We start from the raw sequence: 23,628 nt of genomic DNA, 5'->3' as shown, positions 1-23,628 counted from the left end.
TGGCCACGGTCACGGGGCTAGTGTTCGGGACGTCCCACTTCAGGCTTCCAGCGGGGAGTATGTGCCATGCCGGTTCCCGGTCCCGGGTATTCGATCACTGTCCGGGTCGAGGCCCCGGCTTCCTCCAGCGCCGCCGGTGATCTCACCACCGCCGTCGGCCGGGTCGGCGGGGTGCTGACCGCGTTCGACGTCGTCGAGTCGCACGCCGACACGATCGTGGTCGACATCAGTGCGAACGCGCTTTCCGAGAACCACGCGCAGGACATCACGCAGACGCTCGATTCGCTGCCCGGCGTGCGCGTGCGGAAGATCTCCGACCGGACGTTCCTCATCCACCTCGGCGGCAAGATCGAGGTCAGCCCGAAGGTAGCGCTCCGCAACCGGGACGATCTCTCCCGCGCTTACACGCCCGGTGTCGCGCGGGTGTGCCAGGCGATCGCGGCGAATCCCGAGGACGCACGACGGCTGACCATCAAGCGCAACACCGTCGCGGTGCTCACCGACGGTTCGGCGGTGCTCGGCCTCGGCAACATCGGCCCGGCCGCCGCGCTGCCGGTGATGGAGGGCAAGGCGGCGCTGTTCAAGAAGTTCGCCGACGTGGACGCCTGGCCGGTGTGCCTGGACACCCAGGACACCGAGGAGATCATCAAGATCGCCAAGGCGCTGGCACCGGTGTACGCCGGGATCAACCTCGAGGACATCGCCGCGCCGCGCTGCTTCGAGATCGAGAAGCGGCTGCGTGAGCAGCTCGACATCCCGGTGTTCCACGACGACCAGCACGGCACCGCGATCGTGGTGGTGGCCGCGCTGCGCAACGCACTGCGCGTGGTCGGCAAGAACATCGAGGACTGCAAGATCGTGGTCAGCGGGGTCGGCGCGGCCGGTTCCGCGATCATCCGGCTGCTGCTGCACAAGAACCCGGCGGACATCGTGGCCGCCGACATCGACGGCATTGTGCACCCCGACCGCGGCAACCTGGATGACAACCTCACCTGGATCGCCGGGCACACCAATGCCGGCAAACAGTCCGGCTCGCTGCACGATGCGCTCGTCGGCGCGGACGTGTTCATCGGCGTTTCGGCGCCGAACCTGTTCGGGGCCGAGCAGGTGGCCACGATGAACTCCGACGCGGTGGTCTTCGCGCTGGCCAACCCGGACCCGGAGGTCGACCCGCTGGAGGCGCAGAAGCACGCGTCCGTGGTCGCCACCGGGCGCAGTGACTTCCCGAACCAGATCAACAACGTGCTGGCCTTCCCCGGGGTGTTCCGCGGGCTGCTCGACGCGGCCGCGCACAACATCGACGACACCATGCTGCTGGCCGCCGCGGACGCGATCGCGGACGTGGTGGACAACGGGAAGCTCAACGCGTCGTTCATCGTGCCGAGCGTGTTCGACAACGCGGTCGCCCCGGCGGTCGCGGAAGCGGTGCGCAACGCGGTGCGCGCGGAGAAAGCGCAGTAACGCAGTAGCCTCGGCGACGTGAGCGAACTCAGCCACGTCGACGAAACCGGTGCCGCGCGGATGGTCGACGTTTCAGCGAAGACGGCGACCGCGCGCACGGCGTTGGCCGGCGGCACGGTGCACACCACTGCCGAAGTGGTGGACCTGTTGTCGGCCAACGGCCTGCCGAAGGGCGACGCGCTGGCGACGGCGCGGATCGCCGGGATCATGGCGGCCAAACGGGTGCCGGAGCTGATCCCGCTGTGCCACCAGATCGCGTTGTCCGGGGTGAAGGTCGAGTTCGAACTGGCCGGATCCGCGGTGCACATCAGCGCGACAGCCAAGACCACCGACGTCACCGGCGTCGAGATGGAGGCGCTCACCGCGGTCGCAGTCGCCGGGCTCACCGTGCACGACATGATCAAGGCGGTCGACCCGGCCGCGACGCTCGACGACGTGCGGCTGATCCGCAAGGACGGCGGCAAGACCGGAACCTGGGAGCGGCAGACATGAGCACCGGCGACGCATTCCCTCCCGCGGAGCCGACCGGCACTGGCGACGCATCTACTTCCGCAGAGGCGACCGGCACCGGCGACGGATTCCCTTCCGCGGAGGCGGCCGGCACTGGCGACGGATTCCCTTCCGCGGAGGCGGCGACCGGCGGGGAGCGGGCTCGGCGCGGGGCGAGGGTGATCGTGGCGTCCAACCGGGCCGCGCGGGGGGTCTACGAGGACAGGACCGGCCCGGTGCTCGTGGCGTGGCTGCGCGACCGGGGTTATGACGTGCCGGCGCCGGTGGTCGTCGAAGACGGCGATCCGGTGGGGGTGGCGCTGCGTGGTGCGGTGGCCGATCAGGTCGCGGTGGTGCTGACCACCGGCGGCACCGGTATTTCGCCGACCGACCGGACCCCGGACGTGACCCGCGCGGTGCTGGACCACGAGCTGCCCGGCGTCGCGGACGCGATCCGCGCGGCCGGGCTGCCGAAGGTCCCCACCGCCGTGCTGTCGCGCGGTGTGGCCGGGGTCGCGGGCCGCACGCTGGTGGTGAACCTGCCCGGTTCGAGCGGCGGCGTGAAGGACGGGCTGCGCGTGCTCGAGGACATCCTGGAGCACGCCGTGGACCAGCTCGCCGGCGGCGACCACCCGCGGCAGGCTGCGGCGGCCCGTGCCGAGGTGCGCATCCTGCGTGCCGAGGTGAGCGACCAGCCGCTGTCGGTCGACGAGCACGCCCGGCTCGTGTCGGACGAGGCGGCCGGCGCCGTGGTGACGTTCGCCGGCGTGGTCCGGGACCACGACCGCGGCAAGGGCGTGCGGGACCTGACCTACGAGGGCCATCCCACCGCGCGGGACGTGCTCACCGAGGTGGTCACCGAGCTGGCTGCCCGGTGGACCGGCGTCCGCGCGGTCGCGGTGAGCCACCGCGTGGGTGCGCTGACCATCGGCGACATCGCACTGGCCTGCGCCGTCTCCGCAGAGCACCGCCGAGCGGCGTTCACCGCCTGCGCGGACCTCGTCGACGAGGTCAAGGCCCGGCTGCCGGTGTGGAAGCACCAGCACTTCACCGACGGCACGGACGAGTGGGTCAACTCGCCCTGAGCCGGTCCGGACACCGAGAAGGGCCCCACCGCCAGGGGATTGACGCGGTGGGGCCCTTTCGTTCGGAACACAGCAGCAGCTGCGCCGGGACCTGCCTCACGAGGAGGCTCGGATCACTTGGTGGCGAGCTTCTGCCCGACGGTGATCACGTCGGCGTTCGGCACGTACTTGTCGTTCAGGTCCTTCAGCTTCTGGTAGCCGCCCTGGACGTTGAACTTCTGCGCGATCTTGGTCAGCGTGTCGCCGGCCACGACGGTGTAGTCACCGTTCGGGTTCGAGCTGCCGATGGCGACCGGCTTGGTGGTCGTCTTCTTCGGCGTGGTGCTCTTCGTCGACTTGGACTTCGACGACGACTTGCTGCTGTGCTGCTTGGTCGAGTGGTGCGAAGAGGACGACGACGAGCTGCCGGCCTTCTTGCTGCACACCGGCCAGGCGCCCGGTCCCTGGCCCTGCATGACGCGCTCGGCGACCGCGATCTGCTGGTCACGCGAGGCACCCTGCGGGCTGCCGGTACCGCCGTAGGCCTTCCACGTGCTCTGGGTGAACTGGAGACCACCGTAGTAACCGTTGCCGGTGTTGGTGTTCCAGTTGCCGCCGCTCTCGCACTGCGCGATGGCGTCCCAGTTGGTCGCCGACGCGGGGGTCGCGGCGATCGCGAGGGGCGCTCCGACCGCGATACCCGCGACAGTGACGCGGGCGATCGTGCGGGTGGCAGCGGACATCTTGCGGTGTTTGCCTCGGTACGACATTTGAAAACATCTCGGCTTCCTGCGCCTACGAGCTTGTCGCTGCGGGTCGGGTTGGGAGCCCGTCCGCCCGTTGCCGGGCGGCAGACGCGGACGGCGCACAACGCGTCGTCTTCGTCCCCTCGTCCCTGTCCGGGAATGCTTTCGCTCGGGGTATGGGTCCGGGTATCCGTTGGACAGGGCTTGGCGCTACGGATTCCCGGTGTTGCATGGTCGGTTCGGGGCCAACCGAATAGCGACGGTACGTAACGAGCGCCGTGATCGGAAATTATTCGGCGTGTGACCTACATCACAGTAACACCACGCAACGTCGCCCGATTGGCCAGTTTCAGCAGGTCAGAGCACCGTTACCGGTCCGTTTCCTAGCCGAGATATTTCACGGATCGTGAGGCTTGGATCACGCCGATAAGGCGTCAAGGGACCATTCGTACCGCTTAGCGGGGGGCACCTTAAACCACAGTCGGAGTGCGCCGCCACTGCAGCTGGAGTGGTTCCGGGTAAACCGTTGAATACGCCGTGAGCGAACTGCTTCGGAGAGTAGGGATAAACGCGCGGGGCTGCTGAATGCGGCTGCGCCGCCATCAGGCATGGTCCGGACCAAATGGCCGGACGACGGTGCTCCGCCGGTCTGTGTGGCACTCAGCCCGGTGCGTGGCGAACTGCCGGAAACCTCAGCCGCCCGCGAACGGCGGGAGGACGTCGAGACGGGATCCGTCACTGAGCGTTCGAGTGCGATCGCGGACGGCCACCTCGTTCACGAGGAAGCTCGCCGCGTCCAGCACCCTGGCGAGTTCCCCCTGGTGCAGCTCGCGCACGGCGTGCATCGCGTCGGCAACGGAGCAGCCCGCGGGCAGCTCCACCTTCTCCTCGTCCAGCCCTGCCGCAGCGCGGGCGGAGGCGAAGTACCGGACGACGATCGTCATCGTCTCGCGGGCAGCCGCGTCCGGGGCTGCCGTCTGCCGAGCTGCCATGGTCATCCGCCGATCGCGCTCATCGGCCGGATCGGCTGCGCGAAGCCGGCCTCGTTGATCTCGTGGCCGGCGAGCTTGCGCCACATCGTGGCCCGCCACGCGTCCGCCACCTCTTCATCACGCGCGCCCGCGCGCACGAGGGCGCGCAGGTCCGTCTCGTCGTTCGAGAACAGGCACGAGCGGACGGCGCCGTCCGCAGTCAGCCGGGTGCGCTCGCAGGCTGCGCAGAACGGCCTGGTCACCGAGGCGATCACGCCGACGTCGCCGGGTCCGCCGTCGACCAGCCAGCGCTCCGCCGGTGCTCCGCCGCGTGCTGCCGGGAACGGCGACAGCGTGAACTCCTCGCCCAGCTTCGCCAGTATCTCCTCGGCGGTGATCATTCCGGTGCGGTTCCAGCCGTGCTGGGCATCCAGCGGCATCTGCTCGATGAACCGCAGGTGGTAGCCCTCGTCGAGGCAGAACCGCAGCAGCGGCGCCGCCTCGTGCTCGTTCAGCCCGCGCATCAGCACCGCGTTGACCTTCACCGGCACCAGTCCCGCGTCGCGCGCGGCGGCGAGGCCTGCCAGCACGTGCGGCAGCCGGTCACGGCGGGTCAGCTTCGCGAACCGATCGCGATCGATGGTGTCGAGTGACACGTTGATCCGGTCCAGCCCGGCCGCGGCGAGTCCGGTCGCGCGCTTGGCCAGCCCGATCCCGTTGGTGGTCATGGACACCCGGGGCCGCGGCTGCAGTGCGGTGATCCGCCCGACGATGTCCTCCAGGCCCGCGCGCAGCAGCGGTTCGCCGCCGGTGAGCCGGATGTCGGTGATGCCAAGCTGCTCGACCGCGATGCGCATCAGCCGCATCAGCTCGTCGTCGGTGAGCACCTGCTCACCGGGCAGCCATTCGAGGCCCTCGGCAGGCATGCAGTACGTGCAGCGCAGGTTGCACCGGTCGGTGAGCGAGACCCGCAGGTCGGTCGCCACCCGTCCGAAGGAGTCGAGGAGACCGGGGTGTTCGGGGCGGGGCGCGTCAGTGGGACCTCGTGTACCGGGGACGCGAGGAAACCCGAGATGTACTGCGGTCATTGCGTTCAGGATAGCTCGCTCACGCCGGAAAAGCAGACCCGTGCGAGTGGTCCGTGCCGCCGGGGCCGCCGGGTATCCCGGAGGCTGGTTCCCCGGTCGCGCGCGAGCCGGTTTTCCGGCTTGCCGAACCGGTCCCGGATCCGGCACGGAATCCCTTGTCACAGGCGGGATCAGGCCGGTCCGACCGAGTTCGCCGGGTGCGGCCGGAAAGCCGGCCGCGGAGGGTGGCTCGCAATACTCAAAGCGTTACCCGGAAAATCGCCACCCGCATGGCTTTTCCGCATCTGCGGCGATAATGTTCCGGCCATGCCGCAATTTCGGTTGTCCGAGGCCGCCAGGCTGCTCGGCGTCAGCGACGACACGGTTCGCCGGTGGGTCAGGGCCGGTCAGCTGAGCGCGACCGAGGACGCCGCCGGCCGCAAGGTGGTCGACGGGGCTCAGCTCGCCGGGTTCGCCCGCGCGCAGGCAACCGGCCCCGAGGACCCGTCGGCGGTCGGGCGCTCCGCGCGCAACCGGTTCGTGGGGCTGGTCACCGAGGTCGTCACCGACAAGGTGATGGCGCAGGTCGAGCTCCAGTGCGGGGCGCACCGAGTGGTGTCACTCATGAGCACCGAAGCCGTCCGCGAGCTCGGGCTGCGCCCGGGTGTGCTCGCGGTGGCCGTGGTGAAGGCGACCACCGTCGTGGTGGAAACCCCGGAAGGAACCAGATGAAGAAGCTCGCCCTCGTCGTCGCCGGCACCACGGCGCTCGCCCTGCTCGCAGGCGCGTGCAGCTCGAACGACGAACCCAGCGCCGGTCCCGGTTCGGGCTCCAGCTCGGCGCCCGCACCGGCAGGCGGCACGCTGACGGTGTTCGCCGCCGCCTCGCTGACCGAGTCGTTCAACGCGCTGGGCAAGCAGTTCGAGGCCGCGCACCCCGGGGTCAAGGTTTCCTTCGACTACGAAGGTTCCTCGTCGCTGGTGCAGAAGCTGGACAACGGGGCCAAGGCGGACGTGTTCGCCTCGGCGGACGAGAAGAACATGACCAAGGCGGTACAGGGCGGCGTGATCGACGGCCAGCCCACCGTGTTCGCCACCAACAAGCTGGCCATCGCGGTGGCAAAGGGCAATCCGAAGGGCATCAAGTCCTTCTCCGACCTCACCAAGGGCGGGCTGACCGTGGTGGTCTGCGCGCAGCAGGTGCCGTGCGGTTCGGCCACCGAGACGGTGGAGAAGAACACCGGCACCACGCTCAAGCCGGCGAGCGAGGAGACGGACGTGAAGCAGGTGCTGGCGAAGGTCCAGTCCGGGGACGCGGACGCCGGTCTGGTGTATGTGACCGACGCCACGTCGGCTGCGGGCAAAGTGGACAAGGTCGACTTCCCGGAGTCCTCGGGTGCGGTGAACAAGTACCCGATCGCGGTGGTCAAGGACGCCCCGCAGGCGGCGCTCGCCAAGCAGTTCAGCGACTTCGTGCTCGGCGCGCAGGGCAAGGACGAGCTGACCAAGATCGGGTTTGGCCCGGCCCAGTAGGGGCGGCTCGAATGCGGCGGCCGGTGCGCGGCCGCCGCATTCCCGGCTGCCCCTCGTGCTCTGGTTCCCCGCGGTCCTCGCGCTGGCGCTGGTGGTGCTGCCGGTCGTCGGCCTGCTGGTGCGCAGCGATCTCACCCGGTTCCCGGCACTGCTGGTGACCCCGTCGTCGCTGAATGCCCTGCAACTGTCCGTGCTGACCGCCGCACTGTCCACTGTGGCCTGTGTGCTGCTCGGGGTGCCACTGGCCGTGGTGCTGGCCCGGTCCCGGCTGCCGGGCGTGCGGCTGCTGCGTTCGGTGGTGCTGCTGCCGCTCGTGCTGCCGCCGGTGGTCGGCGGTCTCGCCCTGTTGTACCTGTTGGGCCGCAAGGGTTTTCTCGGTCAGCTGGTGAACTGGCTGACCGGGCAGCAGGTGCCGTTCACCACGGCCGCGGTGGTGGTTGCGCAGACGTTCGTGGCGATGCCGTTCCTGGTGGTGAGCCTCGAAGGTGCGCTGCGTGGTTCGGGAGACCGCTACGAACAGGTTGCCGCGACGCTCGGTGCGCGTCCGTGGACGGTGTTCCGCCGGGTGACGCTGCCGCTGCTGCTGCCCGCGCTCGGTTCCGGGATGGTGCTGAGTTTTGCCCGCGCGCTGGGGGAATTCGGCGCGACCATCACGTTCGCCGGCAGTCTGGAGGGGGTCACCCGCACCCTGCCGCTGGAGGTCTACACCCAGGCCGAAGTGGACACCGACAGCGCGGTGGCGCTCGCGTTGCTGCTCATCGTGGTTGCCGTCGTGGTGATCGCGGTGGCCCGGCCGCGGTCCTGGGAAGGTGGTCTGCGGTGACGCTGTCCGCGCGGCTCGCGCTCTCCCGTGGCACGTTTTCCCTCGATGTCGAGTTCACCGTGCCGACCGGTACCGTGCTCGCGCTGTTGGGGCCCAACGGTTCCGGAAAATCCACTGTGCTCGGCAGCCTGGCCGGGCTGCTGCCGGTGGCCGCCGCCGACGTGACGCTCGCCGACCGGCGGCTGGCCGGACCCGGCCTCGACCTGGCACCGCATGCGCGGCGGATCGGTCTGCTTTCCCAGGACGCATTGCTGTTCCCGCATCTGTCCGCAGTGGACAATGTCGCGTTCGCGCCGCGTTCGGCAGGGCAGAGCCGGGTGCGGGCACGGGAAATCGCGGCGCAATGGCTGACCGAAGTGGACGCCGCCGAGTTCGCGAAGCGGCGGCCGGGTCAGCTCTCCGGCGGGCAGCAGCAGCGGGTGGCGATCGCGCGCGCGTTGGCGTCGGCGCCGGAGCTGCTGCTGCTGGACGAGCCGTTCGCGGCGCTCGACGTGGACTCGGCGCCTGCGATCCGCGGACTGCTGCGCCGGGTGCTGCGCGACGGGCCGACCACCGTGCTGGTCACCCACGATCCGCTCGACGCGCTGGCGCTCGCCGACCACGTCGCGGTGCTGGCGGAGGGCCGGATCGTCGAGCGGGGTCCGACCCGGGAGGTGCTCGGCGCGCCGCGCACCGCGTTCACCGCCCGGATCGCCGGGCTGAACCTGGTGGCAGGCGTGGCCGTGGCGGAGGGGTTGCGCACGGCCTCGGGAGAGGTGGTGACCGGGCTGTTGTCGCCGGACACCGTGCTGGACGAGGCGGCCGTCGCGGTGTTCGAACCGAGTGCGGTCGCGGTGTACCCGCACGACGGTGCGCACGAGGGCAGTCCGCGTAACACCGTGGAGACCACGGTCGCCGGACTGGAACCGCACGGGCCGGTGATCCGGTTGCGGGTGGCAGGCGGTCCGCCATGGGCGTCCGGGCTGTCCGCGGACCTCACTCCGGCCGCGGTCGCGGACCTGGCGCTGGAGCCGGGATCGCCGGTGACGCTGTCGGTCAAGGCGGCGATGGTGGCTGTGCACCCGGCAGTCGACTGATACGATTCAGCAGCCGCCTGGACTGGTGTGATCGAGAAACGAGGGCACGCGAAGGTGACGACCGAAGGCCGCTGGACCTATCTGAGCGACATGGACGGTGTCCTGGTGCGCGAGGAGCACCTCGTGCCCCGCGCCGAGGAATTCCTCGCCGAACTGCGGGACAACGGCATCGACTTCCTGGTGCTCACCAACAACTCGATCTACACCCCACGCGACCTGCGGGCCCGGCTTGAGCGCACCGGACTGGACATCCCCGAGGAATCGATCTGGACCTCGGCGCTGGCCACCGCGAAGTTCCTGGACTCGCAACGGCCGGGCGGATCGGCGTTCGTGATCGGCGAGGCGGGCCTGACCACCGCGTTGCACGAGGTGGGTTACGTGCTCACCGACCGCGATCCGGACTACGTGGTGCTCGGCGAGACCCGCACCTACAGCTTCAGCGCGATCACCCGCGCGATCCGGCTGATCGAGGGCGGCGCGAAGTTCATCGCCACCAATCCGGACGCCACCGGCCCGAGCGTGGACGGCTCGATGCCCGCCACCGGGTCCGTTGCGGCGCTGATCGAGAAGGCCACCGGGCGCTCGCCGTACTACGTGGGCAAGCCGAACCCGCTGATGATGCGTTCGGCGCTGCGCCGGCTCGGCGCGCATTCGGAGTCGACGTTGATGATCGGCGACCGGATGGACACCGACGTGCACTCGGGCATCGAGGCCGGGCTGCAGACGATCCTGGTGCTCACCGGCATCTCGACCCAGGAGTCGGCGGACCGGTACCCGTACCGTCCGACGATGGTGCTCGACTCGGTCGCGGACCTGATCGGGCGAACCATGGACCCGTTCGGCGAAGGCTGACCGTCACCCGGCCGGGAGCAGGGCATATCGTCGAGCGATGAGCTTGTACGTGGTGGGCGACGTCCACGGGCACCGGGACGCCCTGGCCGACGCGCTGCGCGCCGAGGGACTCGTCGACGACGACGGCAAGTGGACCGGCGCCGAGGACCGGGTGTGGTTCCTCGGCGATTTCACCGACCGCGGCCCGGACGGCGTCGGGGTCATCGATCTGGTCCGCGACCTGCAGCCGCAGGCGGCCGATGCGGGCGGATCGGTGCAGATGCTGCTGGGCAACCACGAGATCCTGCTGCTGGGCATGTACCACTTCGGCGACCGCCCGGTGCCGTCCGATTTCGGCCCGCGCAGCTTCGCGCGCAGCTGGGAGATCAACGGCGGCCTGCTGTCGGACCAGGACCGGCTCACGCCCGAGCACATCGAATGGCTCACCGAGCGCCCGCTGGTCGCGCTGGTGGACGAGCACCTGCTGATGCATTCGGACACCCTGGAGTACCTCGACTGGGGATCCGATCTGGACTCGATCAACACGACCGTGCAAGAGATCCTGAACGGCAGCGATCTCGAGGCCTGGTGGGAGGTGTGGCGCCGGATGACCACGCGCTACGCCTTCCGCGGCCCGTCCGGTGAGGAGAACGCCCAGCGCCTGCTGGACACCCTCGGCGGCGAGCGGATCGTGCACGGGCACAGCGTGATCGCCGACCAGCTCGGCATCCACCCGACCCAGATCGAGGACCCCTACCTCTACGCGGGCGGCAAAGCACTGGGCATCGACGGCGGCCTGTTCGTCGGCGGTCCTTGCCTGGTGGTGAAGCTGCCGTTCGTCCCGGCCGACTAGGGCGCACCCGGTCGCCGGACGGCTAGGGAAGTTCGACGATCTCCTTGCCGAGTGGCATCAGGGAGACCGGGATCAGCTTGAAGTTCGCCAGGCCGAGCGGGATCCCGATGATCGTGATGCACAGCGCCACGCCGCTGAGCAGGTGGCCGATGGAGAGCCACAGTCCGGCGAACACGAACCAGACCACGTTCCCGAGGAACGATCCGACCCCCGCGTCCCGCCGGTCGACCACGGTGCGTCCGAACGGCCACAGCGCGAAGCCGGCAATCCGGAACGACGCGATGCCGAACGGGATGGTGATGATCAGGATGCAGCAGATCACGCCTGCCACCAGGTAGCCCAGCGCCATCCACAGCCCGCTGAAGACGAGCCAGATGACGTTCAGGATCAAGCGCATCAGACGTGCAACTCCCCGCTCAGAATGGTGACCGCCCGGCCACGCAGAAGTACTCGATCGTCGTTCACCGTGGCGCCGACGACTCCGCCACGCTTGGAGACCTGGGTGCCGGCCAGGTCGGTTTTGCCGAGTTTCCGGCTCCAGTAAGGCGCAAGACAGCAGTGCGCCGACCCGGTGACCGGATCCTCGTCCACCCCGACGCCCGGTCCGAAGAACCGGCTGACGAAGTCGGTGCCGCCGCCCTTCGCCGTGATGATCAGCCGTCCGGTCCAGGTGTTGCCGAGTGCATCGAGGTCCGGTTCGGCCGCTGCGACCTGTTCGGCGCTGCTCAGCTCGGCGAACAGGTTCTCACTGGCCCGGCCCACGTACTTCGGGGTCGTGCCTGGCAGGATCCGGCTGAGGTCGTCCTGGCTTTCCCGCGGCTCATCGGACGGGAAGTCCATCGTGATCCAGCCGTCGTCGTGTTTGGTGCAGCGCAGGAGACCGCTGCGGGTGTCGTAGGTCCGGTCACCGCCGAGCACCTGGGTGGCGGCGACGGTGGCGTGCCCGCAGAGGTCCACCTCGGTGGCCGGGGTGAACCACCGGAGCCCGGTGGCCGCGCCGGGCTTGCCGGGGAGCACGAAAGCCGTTTCGGAGTGCTTCAGCTCGGCGGCCACCTGCTGCATCCAGCTCGGCTCGGCGGGCTCTTCGAGTACCACGACGCCTGCCGGGTTCCCGGTGAACGCGTTGCCGGTGAAGGCATCCACGACGTAGCAGCGCATGCACTGAACGGTACCGTCGAGCGGTCTGCGGGACGTCAGGGTTTCCCCCGGTTCTCGATGTCTTCGCGTGGCCGTCCGGCAGCGCTCACCGCAGGCCTTCCTCGATCGCCTCCACCAGCCACGTCCGCAGGTGTGATCCGTCCGACGGGGTGAAGCGGAGCCGGAATCCGCCGTCCGGCAGCGGCTCGGAGAACGTCAGGTACCGCCCGCCGCCGGTGTCCACGAAGGTCGCCGTCGAGACGGCTCGCAGGGTGCCGTGGTGCGGCCGCAGGGACAGCTCGACCGTGCCGTGCCGGTGCAGGGGCCAGCGCGAGTACGCGGCCAGTGCGTCGCGGTCGCGCCGTGCCGGTGTCGGGGCGTCGGAGGCGAAGTCCTGGTCGGCGTTGTCCGCGGCGGCGCCGGTGCGCCGCGGGGCCCGCTGGGTCACCGCCACCGGGGCGACCGGAAGGGCCGGGTAGCCGGGGAAGTTGCTCAGCACGGTGTCCACCAGGCGGTCCGGGCGGACCTGCCGGAAGTGGATCCCCTCCTCGGCCTGCACCGAGAACACCCCCAGCCCCTCGCCGACGCAGGCGCGGTACAGCACGGTGCCCGCAGGCAGTTCCGCGGCACGCACGATGATCAGGACCTCCGGCCGGGTCCAGGCGTGCAGCGTGGCGGAGAGGTCGTGGTCGAGTTTGTCGTCGTCGGCAAGGCCGCGAGCGCGCAGGGACTCCCATGCCTGATCGGCGGCAATCCGGTGCTCGGTCATCGTGGCGCCCGCACTGCGGATCTCGAACGGATGCCACGAGGCGGGCAGTCCGCTGCGCCGCACCGCGACGTCGGTCTCGGTCCAGCCAAGGAAGAATTCCTCCGGCAATGTCCCCGTCCCCTCGTGCCCGACACAACCCGCACCGAGCGTAGCGGACCCGGTACCGGATTCGGCCGGTCGTCAGCCGGGGCAGGGTAGCGGAGCTAGACTCTGCGCGTCGACGCCGACCGTCCGTTCTGGGAGGATTCCATGCCCGAAACGCCTGCCCTGCCCAGCTACTCCTCCGGAACGTCCGAGGTCCCGTTGCTCGGGGACACCATCGGCGACAACTTCGACCGCACAGTGGCCGCGTTCGGCGACCGCGACGCGCTCGTCGACCGGGCGGCCGGGCGGCGCTGGACCTATCGCGAACTGGCCGCCGACGTGAACGCGCTGGCACACGGGCTGGTCTCGGACGGCATCGGCAAGGGCGACCGGGTCGGGATCTGGGCGCCGAACCGCGCGGAGTGGACGATCCTGCAGTACGCGACGGCCAAGATCGGCGCGATCCTGGTCAACATCAACCCCGCCTACCGGTCGCACGAACTCGAGTTCGTGCTCAACCAGGCAGGCGTGCGGATGCTGGTGGCCGCGGAAAGCTTCAAGACCTCCGACTACGCAGGCATGATCGAGCAGGTCCGGCCACAGTGCCCCGGCCTGGAGTTCGTGGTGCTGCTCGGCACGCCGACGTGGACCCGGCTGCTGGACGAAGGCCGCGGCGGGGATCCGGCGCTGCTGGCGAAGCTGCAGGCAGGCCTGTCCGCGGACGATCCGATCAACATCCAGTACACCTCCGGCACCACCGGGTTCCCCAAGGGCGCCACGCTCAGCCACCACAACATCCTGAACAACGGCTACTTCGTCGGCGAACTGTGCAACTACACCGAACAGGACCGGGTGTGCATCCCGGTGCCGTTCTACCACTGCTTCGGCATGGTGATGGGCAATCTCGCATGCACCAGTCACGGCGCGTGCATGGTCATCCCCGCGCCGGGTTTCGAGCCGAAGGCCACGCTCGCCGCGGTCGCGGCCGAACGGTGCAGCTCGCTCTACGGCGTGCCGACCATGTTCATCGCCGAGCTGAACGATCCGGACTTCGCCACACACGACCTGTCCAGCCTGCGGACCGGGATCATGGCGGGTTCGCCGTGCCCGGTCGAGGTGATGAAGCAGGTGATCGACCGGATGGGCATGGCGGAGGTGTCCATCTGCTACGGCATGACCGAAACCTCCCCGGTGTCCACGCAGACCCGCGCGGACGATTCGGTGCAGCGCCGGGTGTCCACGGTCGGCCGGGTCGGCCCGCATCTGGAGTCCAAAGTGGTCGATCCGGAATCCGGGCTCACGGTGCCCCGCGGCACCCCCGGCGAGCTGTGCACCCGTGGCTACTCGGTGATGCTCGGCTACTGGGAGGAACCGGAGAAGACTGCGGAGGCCATCGACGCCGCGCGCTGGATGCACACCGGCGACCTCGCGATCATGGACGACGACGGGTATGTCAACATCACCGGCCGGATCAAGGACATGGTGATCCGCGGCGGGGAGAACGTCTACCCGCGTGAGATCGAGGAATTCCTCTACACCCACCCGGATGTGCTCGACGCGCAGGTGATCGGGGTGCCGGACGCGAAGTACGGCGAGGAGCTGATGGCCTGGATCCGGGTACGCGAGGGCGCGGCGGAGCTGACCACCGAGGCGGTGCGCGAGTTCTGCCACGGCAAGCTGGCGCACTACAAGATCCCGCGGTACGTGCACGTGGTCGACGAGTTCCCGATGACCGTCACCGGCAAGGTGCGCAAGGTGGAGATGCGGGAACAGTCCGTGACCCTGCTCGGACTGGAACAGCTCGCAGCGCGCGAACACGCCTGATCCGCACCACCCCCGGCGACCGTCTGAAGTGGACGGACGTCGGGTGCCCCGGTGGTCGCTTCCGGTCGATCGCGTGGGCGGTTGCCGGTCCGCCCCGGTGGTCGCTGCCGGTCGGTCGTGTGGGCGGTTGCCGGTTCGTCCCGCGGGCGCCGCTGGTTCGTCGCGTGGGCGGTTGCCGGTCCGCCCCTCGGACGCCGCCGGTCGGGTCCCATGGTCGCTGCCGGTCGGTCGCGTGGGCGCCGCCGGTTCGTCATGCGGGCGAGCGGTTTGTCAGGTGGTCGCCGCCGTGGCTGCTTCGGCCAGCGCCTTCTCGTCCTCCTCGCCGAAGGTGTCTTCCAGCCGCTCCGGCGAGTAGTCCAGGTCGATCTGCTCGACCGGGGTGCCCCTGGCCGATTCGATGGCGCCGAGGCGGCGCTGGGCGCGGTCGGCGGCGTAGGTGAGGAGTTCCTCCGGGTCGTCGCCCGCGAACGGGACCTCCTCGAACTGGTCCTGCACCCACTGGATCATGTTGAGCGCATGCGGCAGCAGTTCACCCATGCGTTGCTGCACGGCGTCCCACAGCGAGTCGTCCGCGGCGACGTGCCTGCGGCAGGTGAAGGTGCCCCAGGCCATGTGCCGCCGCTCGTCGTCACCGATGCGGCGCACCAGCTCCTGCATGCCGGGCAGGATCTGGTTCCGGGTGCAGATCAGCTGCCACGAGTAGTACCCGGTGAGCGCGAGACTGCCCTCGATCACGTGGTTGTAGGTGACACTCGCGCGGATCTGGTTGAGCGGGCTGGGATCGTCCTCCAGTGCGCGCAGCGACTGCGGCAGCTCCTCGTAGAACAGCTTGCGGTAGTGCGGGTTCTCCGCGACGTAGGAGTGCAGGTCCTCGGTGAGGCCCACCGCGTCCATCCAGCGCCGGAACACCTCGACGTGCTTGGCCTCCTCGAAGCAGAACTGGGTCAGGTACATCTCGTCGCCGAACCGCCCGGTGGCCGACATCGCCCGCAGGAACGGCTGGATGTCCTCGGTGACCGCTTCTTCCCCCGCGATGAACTGCGCGACCAGGTAGGTGGCCGAACGCTGCTGCTCCGGGTCGAGCGTGTCCCACCCCTCACGTTCGCGGCTGAAATCGAGGTCCGCCGGGTTCCAGAACTTCTTGTTGCCCTTGACGAACAGCCGCAACGGGAACGAATCCCAGTTGAGCCCGCTCCTGCGCAGCGACGAGAACCCGTCGCGCAGTTCGGGAAGTGTCTCGGTCATGGCTGGCCCTTCCGTTGCACTCCGTTGTGGACGAACAGGTCGATGGCGGGGGCGAGTACCGCGAGCACGGCGTCCGCTGCTGCGGTCGCGGAATGCGTCGGCAGCACCAGGTGGCTGAGCGAGAGCCGCACCACCGTCTCCGCCAGCAGTGCGGCCGATTCGGCGGACAGCCGCGGTTCGAACGCGAGGTACTGCCGGGCGGCCAGTTCGGCGGCCGCAGCGAGGATCGGCTCGCCCTGCGTGGTGAGCAGCGGGAGCAGGTCTTCGCCTGCCTCGGTGCCGAGCGCCGCGGCGATGAGCCGGTTCTCCCTGGCGTGTTCGATCGTGTAGACGACTGCACCGTGCATGCCGGTGGTCAGGCTCTCGGCGTCTTCGAACCGGAGGCGGATGCCGTCGAGGAATTCCGCCGCGGTGCGCAATGCCACCGCTTGGGTCAGCGCTGCCTTGTTGCCGAACTCGTTGTAGACGGTCTGCCTGCTGACGCCGGCCCGCGCGGCCACGTCGGCCATCCGCAGCGCCCGGTGACCGTGCTCGGGCAGCAGTTCGGCGGCCGCGTCCAGCAGGGCCTCGCGCAGCGAAGCCTTGGTGCGCTCGGTGAAGCTTGTCACACTGTCAGCTTGACACAGCTGAGTCACGTGTCAAGAAACTTGACCGGATCAGCTGCTGTGTACAGCGGATGCCGGGATTGTCGGTGCGGGCGGCTACCGTGGCCGGCGTGGGAGTGACCGTGGGATTCGACCTCGACATGACACTGATCGATTCGCGGCCGGGGATGGCTGCGGCGATGAACGCGCTCGGCACGGAGTCCGGTCTCCCGCTCGACGGGGAGCGGTTCGCCGCGAACCTGGGGCCGCCGCTGGACGACATCCTGCGTGGTTTCGAGGCGCCGGAGGAACGCATCCCGTGGCTGATCGACCGGTTCCGCGCGCTGTACCCGGAGGTGGTCGTGCCGGTCACCGTCGCGCTGCCCGGCGCGGCCGAGGCGCTGCGGGTGGTGCACCAGGCCGGCGGAAACACCGTCGTCGTCACCGGGAAGTACGCGCCGAACGCGCAGCTGCACGTCGACGCGCTGGGGCTGGAGGTCGACGAGGTGGTGGGCGAGCTGTGGTCGACACGGAAAGCGGAAGCGCTGCTGGCGCACGGCGCGCAGGTGTACGTCGGTGATCACCTCGGCGACGTCCGGGGCGCGCACGCGGCGGGCGCGGTCGCGGTGTCGGTCGCCACCGGGCCGTGCACGAGGGAAGAGCTGGCCGCCGAGGGCGCCGAGGTGGTGTTCGACTCGCTGACGGAGTTCCCGGAGTGGTTCGCCAACCGGTTCGCCGGGCAGGCGGCCTGACCACCGCGGATCGCGCGTTGACCGGGTCCTCGCGGACCCGTCGTCGGCCGGGTCAGCCCGTCTTGGCGGAGCGAGCCTCACGCACGAGCGCGATCAGCCCCAGCAGCAACCCGAGCGGGGTGATCACCCCGGCCACCGCGCTCAGCCACACCGGCAGGTTCTCCAGCCCCGCGGCGAACAGCACGAACACCGCCAGCACGGCGGCCATGCCGATGCCGAACAGGCCGATGCCGATCCGCATCAGGACCGGCTTGCCCGCCGGTTTCGCTGCGTTTGCCATGGCTAAAGGGTAACTGTGCGGCGGAGGTGCGCCACCAAGGGCGGCTGCGGGGCGCCGCTGCGGGGTAACCGCCGTATCCACTTCTCGCCGGTGCCGGTGGCGAGATAGGCTGGGTACAACGCGCGCCTCGGTACGCCCGAGGCGCGTTCGTCGTGAGCAGCACAGCAGAAGGACTGGTGAGGGAAGTGCCGACCGGCAAGGTCAAGTGGTACGACGCGGAGAAGGGGTTCGGGTTCGTCACGCAGGACGGCGGCGCGGACGTCTACATCCGCAAGGCCGCACTGCCCCAAGGCGTCGAGGGGCTCAAGGCCGGCCAACGGCTCGAGTTCGGCGTTGCCGACGGCCGACGCGGGCCGCAGGCGCTTTCCGTCCGGCTGCTCGACCCGCCGCCGTCGGTGGCCGAGGCTCGCCGCCGTCCCGCCGAGGAGCTGCACGGCCTCATCGAGGACATGATCAAGCTGCTCGAGCTGAAGGTCCAGCCCGACCTGCGGCGCAATCGCTACCCGGATCGCAAGCACACCAAGCAGATCGCGGAGATCATGCGCGCGGTCGCACGCGACCTCGACCCGTGATCGGGCCCGTTCGCCGGTCGGCCGGACTGCACCTGTGGTAACTGCCGCCGGATCGGCTGGGATGCCTGTAGTGACTGTCGCCGGGTTGGCTGGGGTGGCTGTGGTGACTCCGCCGGGTTGGCCGGGGTGGCTGTGGTGACTGTCGCCGGGTTGGCTGGGGTGCCTGTGGTGACTCCGCCGGGTCGGCTGGGGTGGCTGTGGTGACTGCCCCGGGTTGGCCGGGGTGTGCCTGCGGTGGCAACAGTCGGGGCGGCTGGGCCGTGCCTGCGGTGACTCTCGCCGGGTCAGCCCGGCTGCACCTGCAGTGACCACAGTGCCGTGGTGATCGGCTCGGCGTCGTTCGGGTCGCCGGTTCGGCTGATCACCGATGCCTGTGCGATCTCCACGACCGTGATCTGGTCGTCCTTCGCCGGCGGGGCGGCGGTGTAGGCGTAGCGGTCGCCGGTGGTGATGATGTGCTCGTCGAGAGGCTGGCGCCGGCCCTCGCCGTTCACGTACTGCACGGTGACTTTCCACGGTGTCTCGGCGATCTCCTTCGGTACCGAGATCTGCACCGAACGTCCCGGTCGCACCTTGAGCGTGCCCGCCGCGCCCGGATCGGCCGCGCAGGTGCCGGTCTTCAGATCGCAGTTGCCGATCGGGCCGACGCGGATCGTGTGCCCGTCGCCGTAGAAGGTCACCTCGGCCGGCCCTGGCGCCGAACAGCCTGCCGCCGCAAGACCACCGGCCGCGAGCACGGCCACCACACGGGAACGTCGCATGCCCCGAAGATTACCGGCGGCCCTGCGCGGGGAAGCTGCCGGTGGGCGCCGGTCGCAGCGGACGGTTCCCGCCGAGCCCCGGCACGATCGAACCGCCGCGGCGGACCAGATAGGTCTGCGTGAGCCCGATCGCCAGCAGCACGGTCACCACCAGGAAGCCGATCCAGTACGTCGGCGGCAGCAACAGCCCGACCGCGCCGCCGAAGCACCAGGCCAGCTGCAGCACCGTTTCCGAACGGCCGAACGCGGACGCCCGGGACTGCTCCGGCAGGTCCTCCTGGATCACCGCGTCGAGACTGACCTTCGCCAGCGCACTGGCCGTCGAACCGACGAGACCGACGACTGCGGCGGTGGCGAGGCCGGGCAGCAGCGTCGCGAGGAGCGTGCTGAGCACCGCGGCCGCCACGCAGCTCACCACCACCTGGTCCGGCGAACCGAACTGCAGCCGTGCGCCGAGCGCGTTGCCGATGAACCCGCCTGCCCCTGCCGCGGCGCCGATCACGCCGAGCAGCAGCAACTGCATGAACGGGCTGTGCCCGGCGCCCTCGGTCTGCGCTTTCACCGCGAATGCGGCGAACATCATCAGGAACCCGGTGAGCACCCGTACGGAACCGTTGCCCCACAAGGCGACCACGATGTGGCGGCCCATCGGCTGGCGTTGTTTGCGCTGTTTGCCCTCCGGGTGCGCGGACAGTGACGTGGGCACCTCGCCCTCGGTCACCTCGACCCACGACGGGATCCGCATCGACTGCACGGCCGCGGCCACGCAGATCGCCGCGGTGAACCACAGCGCGCCGGCCGAGCCGGCGAGACTGTTCACACCACTGGCCAGTGCGCCGAACGCGCCGCCTGCGACCAGGCCGAACACGGTGAGCCGCGCGTTCGTCTTGGACAGCGTGATCTCCGGCGGCACGACGCGGGGCGTGACGGCCGCCTTCAGCACCGTGAACGACTTCGACAGCACCATCATCCCCAGTGCGGCGGGGTAGAGCAGCCAGTCGTCGAAGTGCAGTGCCATCACCACGGCCATCAGGCCCTGCCCGACCGAGGCGACGCACATGGCGAGCCGCCTGCCGCGCTGGATCCGGTCCAGCGCGGGGCCGATCACCGGCGCGACGAGCGCGAACGGCGCGATCGTGATCAGCAGGTACAGCGCCACCTTGCCCTTGCTCTCCCCGCTGGTGGCGGCGAAGAACAGGGTGTTCGCCAGCGCGATCGCCATCGCGGCGTCGCTGGCGTAGTTCAGCATCACCGCGTACATCAGCGAGGTGAGGCCGGATTTGTCCGCGCCGTCGGCCTTGGTGGCCCGCTGGAACATGCCGATGGCCTGCCCGCTCAGCTGGCGGCTGCGCAGCGCGGCGACCCGCGTGACGGTGAGCTTCTTCGGCAGCTTCGGTACCGATCCGGCACCGGGGACGGCCGTGGTGTGCAGGTCTTCTTCCGCGCCGGGACTGACGCGTGGCTCGCCGGCGTAGCCACCGGTGTCGTAGTGCTCGTACTCGCCGCTGCCGGGCAGACCGTCGTGCGGCCGCGGACGCACCGGCTCGGTGCGGTGATCACGCGGCGGATAGGGCCGGGCACCTCGCGGCGGAGGCATACGACGGCCAACCGGAACCTCACCGGTGGGCGCTTCGTCGGCGGTCGGCCCGCGCGAGTGACCGTCGTAGAACGGGCTGGGACGCTCCGGGCGACCCCGCGGGTTCTCGCGGATCCGGCCTTCCGCGGCGGCGTCCTCGGGCCGGGCGCGCGGCGGCTCGGCCGCGACGTATTCGGGCCGGGCACGCGGCGGCTCGGCCGGGTATTCGGGCCGGGCGCGCGGTGGTTCCGGCGGAACGCGGTCCGGCCGGGCGCGCGGTGGTTCCGGCGCGAAGCCCTCGGCACGGGGGGCGTACTCGGCCTGGGGCCGCGGCGCTTCGGGCTGCGCGGGTACGTGCTCGGGCTGGGCGCGTGGCGGTTCGTACTCCGGCTGCGCCTGCCGCGTGCGGGAATCGACGGCCTGGTCGACCCGGGTCGGCCGGGGCGGTTCCCGCCAGGAGCGGCTCTGCGCGGCGCTCGGTTCCGGGGTCCAGCGGCGCTTGCTCTTGCGGCCGCGGCCTTTGCCCGACTGCCCGCCGAGGGGGCCGCCGGAACCGGAGCGCGAGCCGAAAAGTGCCACGGCTTCAATCCTGCCTCATCGGGGCCCGGTTGCGCCCGCTCACGTGCCGGTTCGCCGGGTTTCCGGGACGAACTTCACGCGGAACGCCGATGGCCACAGTTTCCCGGTGACGAGGAACTGGTCCGTGCCGGGCACCGCGGCGATGCCGTTGAGCACGTCCTCGCCGGGATGCACCGGCGTGCGGAGGCTGCTGGCGTCGATCCGGCCGGTGATCCGCCCGGTGCCCGCGTCGATGCGCAGGATGGTGCCGGTCTGCCAGACGTTCGCGTAGACCGTGTTGCCGACGCACTCCAGTTCGTTGAGCTGGTCCTCGCCGACGTCGACGGAACCGGTGATGGCAAACGTTTGCGGGTCACGGAACGTGAGTGTCGATGACCCGTTGCTCATCACGAGCCGTCCGTCGGGCTGGTGGCAGAGGCCCCAGCCCTCACCGTCGAACGGCACGCGGCGGAGTTCGGCGAGGCTGCTCGAGTCGCGCTCGATGGCGACACCGTCCTGCCAGGTGAGCTGCCACAGCTTCGGACCGAGCACGGTGATGCCCTCGGCGAACAGCGGCGACGGCAGCGCCACGCGCCGCACGGGCGGTCCGCCGGCCGGTCCCGCGGTGAGCGCCGACTGACCCGCCAGGCCACGGCTTTCATACAGCGTGCTGCCGGAATACTCGAGGCCCTCGGTGAACGACGTACTGTCGTGCGGCAGCGTCTCGAGCACCTGCACAGCGAGCTGTTCGGGCGGGGCGGGCGCGGCTTGCGTGCCGCCGCAGCCGCCGAGCAGCGCGAGGGTCAGCAGGGGCACGACGATCCGGGTTCGCACGAGGAACAGCCTGGCACGGGCGCCGCGGATGCGTGCGGCACAATTGGGGGTATGACGCTGCTGTTGACTCTGGACGACGGCTCTCTCCACCGGAAGCTCGCCGACGCCGAAGATGTCGCGCGGGCCGCCGTGCTGGCGGACGCGCCGCCCGATCAGGTCGGCGAGCACGTCGGCGTGGAGCCGGAGGACGCCGTTTCGCTGAGCCACCTGTTCGAGGCATGGGTGCCCGGGTACCGCGGCTGGCGCTGGTCGGTGACGGTGGCGGTGACCGACAAGGACGAACCGGTCACGGTGAGCGAGCTGTCTCTGCGCCCCGGCCCCGACGCACTGGTGGCGCCCACCTGGGTGCCGTGGGAGCGGCGGGTGCGCGCGGGCGATCTCGGCGTCGGTGACCTGTTCCCGGCGGACAAGGACGACCTGCGGCTCGTGCCCGCGTACTTGCGGTCGGACGATCCGGCGGTCGAGGAGACTGCGCAGGAGGTCGGCCTCGGCCGGGTGCACGTGCTCTCGAGGCACGGCAGGCTGGACGCGGCCGCCCGCTGGCACACCGGCGAGTTCGGCCCGCGCTCGGACATGGCCCGCAGCGCCCCCGGCACCTGCGGCACCTGCGGATTCTTCGTGCCGCTGGCCGGTTCGCTGCGCGCCGCCTTCGGTGCCTGCGCGAACGACATCGCCCCCGCCGACGGTCACGTGGTGGACGTCGAATACGGCTGCGGCGCGCATTCGGAGGTCCAGGTCGAGGTCACGTCCTCGGTCCCGGTGGCGGAACTGGTGTACGACGATTCACTGATCGACTACAGCCCGGCGTCGCTCCCCGAACCGGCCACGGCACCGGAGCCGGAGCCGGTTGCGGACGCGGCTGCGGCACCGGAGTCCGTTGTGGACTCGACTGCGGCACCGGAGTCGGCTTCGGCACCGGAACCGGCCGCGGATCCGGCGACGGTTGCGACCACCGAAGCCGCGCCGAACCCGACCGAACCACTGACCCCGGCCGAGCCGGACGCCCCGAGTGCCCCCGCGGCGACAACGGAGGCAGTCGTGCCCGGCGAGGCGCCCGCAGTCGGCAACGCCGCGGAAGCGGAGGTGCCTGCGGCCGGCAATGCTGCGGAGGTGCCTGAGGTCGTACCCGACGTGGTGCCTACGGTCGGCAATGCCGCGGAGCAGATCGTGCCCGGCGAGGCGCCCGCGGTCGACGAGGTTGCGGAGCCTTCCGGGGGGTCCGAGGGGCTTTCCGGGGTTGTCGCTGACAGGGATGTTCAGCAGGCAGCTGGGACTGGCGAGCCGGTCGGTACCGCCGGATCCGCCGAGTCTGTTGCGCACTCCGCCACCGACGTGGTTCCGGACTCGGCCCCCACGGCCGACGCGGCTACCGACTCCGCCACCGAGGCGGCAACGGGTTCCGCAACTGAGGCGGCAACGGGTTCCGCCACCGAGGCGGCAACGGGCTCCGCCACTGAGGAGGCAACGGGCTCCGCCACCGAGGAGGCTGCTGACTCCGCCTCGGCGGGTGTTGCGGGCTTCGCAACCGAAGGGGTTGCAGACTCCACGGCCGGGGCGACACCGGACTCCGCTCCCGAGGCGGCGGCAGATTCCGGTTCCAACGACGCCGCAAGCTCCGGTTCCGACAGTGTTGCCGGGGCGGTTCAGGGGTTTGGGTTCGAGGGGCGGGGTGGCGCCGATGGTGAAGAGGTCGGCGGGAGTGGCGACGGCCGGTGAGGGCCGGCGCTGAGGCTGATCCG

The 23,628-nt window shown here is 70.2% G+C and carries 25 protein-coding genes; 13 read left to right on the top strand and 12 right to left on the bottom strand.

The features are described from left to right. Nucleotides 1-66: 66 nt before the first annotated feature. From ABD793_RS21330 to ABD793_RS21320, 3 genes are all read left to right on the top strand, one after another. The gene (locus ABD793_RS21330; RefSeq protein WP_344862606.1) at nt 67-1,461 is read left to right on the top strand and encodes an NAD-dependent malic enzyme; all 1,395 of its coding nucleotides are present in this window, start codon (nt 67-69) and stop codon (nt 1,459-1,461) included. 18 nt (nt 1,462-1,479) lie between these two features. Then, entirely contained in the window at nt 1,480-1,953 is a 474-nt protein-coding gene (moaC, locus tag ABD793_RS21325) for a cyclic pyranopterin monophosphate synthase MoaC (RefSeq protein ID WP_344862604.1), read from the top strand. A 176-nt stretch (nt 1,954-2,129) separates the two neighbouring features. After that, on the top strand, nt 2,130-3,035 hold the full coding sequence (locus ABD793_RS21320; RefSeq protein ID WP_344862602.1) for a molybdenum cofactor biosynthesis protein MoaE: 906 nt from the start codon (nt 2,130-2,132) through the stop codon (nt 3,033-3,035). Between the two features lie 113 nt (nt 3,036-3,148). Here the strand turns inward: ABD793_RS21320 and ABD793_RS21315 are convergent, their stop codons facing one another. The 3 genes from ABD793_RS21315 to moaA form a co-directional block, all read right to left on the bottom strand. Next, nucleotides 3,149-3,784 (bottom strand): LysM peptidoglycan-binding domain-containing protein, encoded by a 636-nt coding sequence (locus ABD793_RS21315; protein WP_344862600.1) that lies wholly within the window; start codon nt 3,782-3,784, stop codon nt 3,149-3,151. Nucleotides 3,785-4,452: 668 nt separating this feature from the next. Then, entirely contained in the window at nt 4,453-4,704 is a 252-nt protein-coding gene (locus tag ABD793_RS21310) for a MoaD/ThiS family protein (protein ID WP_344863094.1), read from the bottom strand. A 50-nt stretch (nt 4,705-4,754) separates the two neighbouring features. Then, on the bottom strand, nt 4,755-5,819 hold the full coding sequence (moaA, locus tag ABD793_RS21305; protein WP_344862598.1) for a GTP 3',8-cyclase MoaA: 1,065 nt from the start codon (nt 5,817-5,819) through the stop codon (nt 4,755-4,757). A 306-nt stretch (nt 5,820-6,125) separates the two neighbouring features. On the opposite strand from moaA, the gene ABD793_RS21300 reads away from it, so the two are divergent. From ABD793_RS21300 to ABD793_RS21275, 6 genes are all read left to right on the top strand, one after another. After that, entirely contained in the window at nt 6,126-6,530 is a 405-nt protein-coding gene (locus tag ABD793_RS21300; RefSeq protein ID WP_344862596.1) for a TOBE domain-containing protein, read from the top strand. Next, complete coding sequence (modA, locus tag ABD793_RS21295; protein WP_344862594.1) at nt 6,527-7,330, top strand: molybdate ABC transporter substrate-binding protein; 804 nt, start codon at nt 6,527-6,529, stop codon at nt 7,328-7,330. The genes ABD793_RS21300 and modA overlap by 4 nt, the downstream gene beginning before the upstream one ends. A gap of 55 nt (nt 7,331-7,385) precedes the next feature. Beyond that, nucleotides 7,386-8,153, top strand: coding sequence for an ABC transporter permease (locus tag ABD793_RS21290; protein ID WP_344862592.1), 768 nt, complete (start codon nt 7,386-7,388; stop codon nt 8,151-8,153). Next, complete coding sequence (locus tag ABD793_RS21285; protein ID WP_344862590.1) at nt 8,150-9,229, top strand: sulfate/molybdate ABC transporter ATP-binding protein; 1,080 nt, start codon at nt 8,150-8,152, stop codon at nt 9,227-9,229. Before ABD793_RS21290 ends, ABD793_RS21285 begins: the two co-directional genes overlap by 4 nt. 90 nt (nt 9,230-9,319) lie before the next feature. Further along, nucleotides 9,320-10,081: an HAD-IIA family hydrolase gene (locus ABD793_RS21280; RefSeq protein ID WP_344863092.1), complete on the top strand. Its 762-nt coding sequence runs from the start codon at nt 9,320-9,322 to the stop codon at nt 10,079-10,081. 37 nt (nt 10,082-10,118) lie between these two features. Continuing rightward, nucleotides 10,119-10,913 (top strand): metallophosphoesterase family protein, encoded by a 795-nt coding sequence (locus ABD793_RS21275; protein WP_344862588.1) that lies wholly within the window; start codon nt 10,119-10,121, stop codon nt 10,911-10,913. 22 nt (nt 10,914-10,935) lie between these two features. Here ABD793_RS21275 and ABD793_RS21270 read toward each other — a convergent pair whose 3' ends face one another. The 3 genes from ABD793_RS21270 to ABD793_RS21260 form a co-directional block, all read right to left on the bottom strand. After that, a complete protein-coding gene (locus tag ABD793_RS21270) occupies nt 10,936-11,310 on the bottom strand; it encodes a YccF domain-containing protein (protein WP_344862586.1) in 375 nt (124 codons plus the stop codon). Beyond that, complete coding sequence (locus ABD793_RS21265; RefSeq protein WP_344862584.1) at nt 11,310-12,071, bottom strand: PhzF family phenazine biosynthesis protein; 762 nt, start codon at nt 12,069-12,071, stop codon at nt 11,310-11,312. Before ABD793_RS21265 ends, ABD793_RS21270 begins: the two co-directional genes overlap by 1 nt. 85 nt (nt 12,072-12,156) lie before the next feature. Continuing rightward, nucleotides 12,157-12,927, bottom strand: a complete 771-nt coding sequence (locus tag ABD793_RS21260; RefSeq protein WP_344862582.1) for an ESX secretion-associated protein EspG — start codon at nt 12,925-12,927, stop codon at nt 12,157-12,159. Nucleotides 12,928-13,068: 141 nt separating this feature from the next. Between ABD793_RS21260 and ABD793_RS21255 the strand changes: the two genes are divergently transcribed. After that, the gene (locus ABD793_RS21255) at nt 13,069-14,727 is read left to right on the top strand and encodes an AMP-binding protein (protein WP_344862580.1); all 1,659 of its coding nucleotides are present in this window, start codon (nt 13,069-13,071) and stop codon (nt 14,725-14,727) included. Nucleotides 14,728-14,997: 270 nt separating this feature from the next. Here the strand turns inward: ABD793_RS21255 and ABD793_RS21250 are convergent, their stop codons facing one another. Further along, a complete protein-coding gene (locus ABD793_RS21250) occupies nt 14,998-15,972 on the bottom strand; it encodes a R2-like ligand-binding oxidase (RefSeq protein WP_344862578.1) in 975 nt (324 codons plus the stop codon). Further along, a complete protein-coding gene (locus ABD793_RS21245; protein WP_344862575.1) occupies nt 15,969-16,580 on the bottom strand; it encodes a TetR/AcrR family transcriptional regulator in 612 nt (203 codons plus the stop codon). Before ABD793_RS21245 ends, ABD793_RS21250 begins: the two co-directional genes overlap by 4 nt. Before the next feature lie 107 nt (nt 16,581-16,687). On the opposite strand from ABD793_RS21245, the gene ABD793_RS21240 reads away from it, so the two are divergent. Further along, nucleotides 16,688-17,308 carry an HAD family hydrolase gene (locus tag ABD793_RS21240; RefSeq protein ID WP_344862573.1) on the top strand — a complete coding sequence of 207 codons (621 nt, stop codon included), beginning with the start codon at nt 16,688-16,690 and terminating at the stop codon, nt 17,306-17,308. Nucleotides 17,309-17,360: 52 nt separating this feature from the next. On the opposite strand, the gene ABD793_RS21235 is transcribed toward ABD793_RS21240, so the two are convergent. Next, nucleotides 17,361-17,588 carry a hypothetical protein gene (locus tag ABD793_RS21235; RefSeq protein ID WP_344862571.1) on the bottom strand — a complete coding sequence of 76 codons (228 nt, stop codon included), beginning with the start codon at nt 17,586-17,588 and terminating at the stop codon, nt 17,361-17,363. A 185-nt stretch (nt 17,589-17,773) separates the two neighbouring features. Between ABD793_RS21235 and ABD793_RS21230 the strand changes: the two genes are divergently transcribed. After that, nucleotides 17,774-18,160 (top strand): cold-shock protein, encoded by a 387-nt coding sequence (locus ABD793_RS21230; protein ID WP_007033367.1) that lies wholly within the window; start codon nt 17,774-17,776, stop codon nt 18,158-18,160. A gap of 284 nt (nt 18,161-18,444) precedes the next feature. Here ABD793_RS21230 and ABD793_RS21225 read toward each other — a convergent pair whose 3' ends face one another. The 3 genes from ABD793_RS21225 to ABD793_RS21215 are packed head-to-tail and all read right to left on the bottom strand — an operon-like array spanning nt 18,445 to nt 21,889. Beyond that, nucleotides 18,445-18,921 (bottom strand): DUF2771 family protein, encoded by a 477-nt coding sequence (locus ABD793_RS21225; protein ID WP_344862569.1) that lies wholly within the window; start codon nt 18,919-18,921, stop codon nt 18,445-18,447. Nucleotides 18,922-18,931: 10 nt separating this feature from the next. Beyond that, nucleotides 18,932-21,076 (bottom strand): MFS transporter, encoded by a 2,145-nt coding sequence (locus ABD793_RS21220; RefSeq protein WP_344862567.1) that lies wholly within the window; start codon nt 21,074-21,076, stop codon nt 18,932-18,934. A 39-nt stretch (nt 21,077-21,115) separates the two neighbouring features. Next, nucleotides 21,116-21,889 (bottom strand): glutaminyl-peptide cyclotransferase, encoded by a 774-nt coding sequence (locus tag ABD793_RS21215; RefSeq protein ID WP_344862565.1) that lies wholly within the window; start codon nt 21,887-21,889, stop codon nt 21,116-21,118. Nucleotides 21,890-21,940: 51 nt separating this feature from the next. Here ABD793_RS21215 and ABD793_RS21210 point away from each other — a divergent pair, with 51 nt between their 5' ends. Further along, nucleotides 21,941-23,605, top strand: coding sequence for a DUF3027 domain-containing protein (locus ABD793_RS21210; protein ID WP_344862563.1), 1,665 nt, complete (start codon nt 21,941-21,943; stop codon nt 23,603-23,605). Nucleotides 23,606-23,628 lie beyond the last annotated feature (23 nt).

Origin of the sequence: Amycolatopsis ultiminotia, from assembly GCF_039536925.1 — a bacterium.
Lineage (GTDB): Bacteria > Actinomycetota > Actinomycetes > Mycobacteriales > Pseudonocardiaceae > Amycolatopsis > Amycolatopsis ultiminotia.
This window is presented reverse-complemented; position numbering and strand designations above follow the sequence as displayed.

Excerpts from the sequence above, each read along its gene's own strand:
- ABD793_RS21300 (WP_344862596.1), top strand. The coding sequence starts at position 6,126 with ATGCCGCAATTTCGGTTGTCCGAGGCCGCCAGGCTGCTCGGCGTCAGC.
- ABD793_RS21280 (WP_344863092.1), top strand. The coding sequence starts at position 9,320 with ATGGACGGTGTCCTGGTGCGCGAGGAGCACCTCGTGCCCCGCGCCGAG.
- ABD793_RS21275 (WP_344862588.1), top strand. The coding sequence starts at position 10,119 with ATGAGCTTGTACGTGGTGGGCGACGTCCACGGGCACCGGGACGCCCTG.
- ABD793_RS21270 (WP_344862586.1), bottom strand. The coding sequence starts at position 11,310 with ATGCGCTTGATCCTGAACGTCATCTGGCTCGTCTTCAGCGGGCTGTGG.
- modA (WP_344862594.1), top strand. The coding sequence starts at position 6,527 with ATGAAGAAGCTCGCCCTCGTCGTCGCCGGCACCACGGCGCTCGCCCTG.
- ABD793_RS21210 (WP_344862563.1), top strand. The coding sequence starts at position 21,941 with ATGACGCTGCTGTTGACTCTGGACGACGGCTCTCTCCACCGGAAGCTC.
- ABD793_RS21250 (WP_344862578.1), bottom strand. The coding sequence starts at position 15,972 with ATGACCGAGACACTTCCCGAACTGCGCGACGGGTTCTCGTCGCTGCGC.
- moaA (WP_344862598.1), bottom strand. The coding sequence starts at position 5,819 with ATGACCGCAGTACATCTCGGGTTTCCTCGCGTCCCCGGTACACGAGGT.
- ABD793_RS21265 (WP_344862584.1), bottom strand. The coding sequence starts at position 12,071 with ATGCGCTGCTACGTCGTGGATGCCTTCACCGGCAACGCGTTCACCGGG.
- ABD793_RS21310 (WP_344863094.1), bottom strand. The coding sequence starts at position 4,704 with ATGACGATCGTCGTCCGGTACTTCGCCTCCGCCCGCGCTGCGGCAGGG.
- ABD793_RS21330 (WP_344862606.1), top strand. The coding sequence starts at position 67 with ATGCCGGTTCCCGGTCCCGGGTATTCGATCACTGTCCGGGTCGAGGCC.
- ABD793_RS21225 (WP_344862569.1), bottom strand. The coding sequence starts at position 18,921 with ATGCGACGTTCCCGTGTGGTGGCCGTGCTCGCGGCCGGTGGTCTTGCG.
- ABD793_RS21235 (WP_344862571.1), bottom strand. The coding sequence starts at position 17,588 with ATGGCAAACGCAGCGAAACCGGCGGGCAAGCCGGTCCTGATGCGGATC.
- ABD793_RS21255 (WP_344862580.1), top strand. The coding sequence starts at position 13,069 with ATGCCCGAAACGCCTGCCCTGCCCAGCTACTCCTCCGGAACGTCCGAG.
- ABD793_RS21315 (WP_344862600.1), bottom strand. The coding sequence starts at position 3,784 with ATGTCGTACCGAGGCAAACACCGCAAGATGTCCGCTGCCACCCGCACG.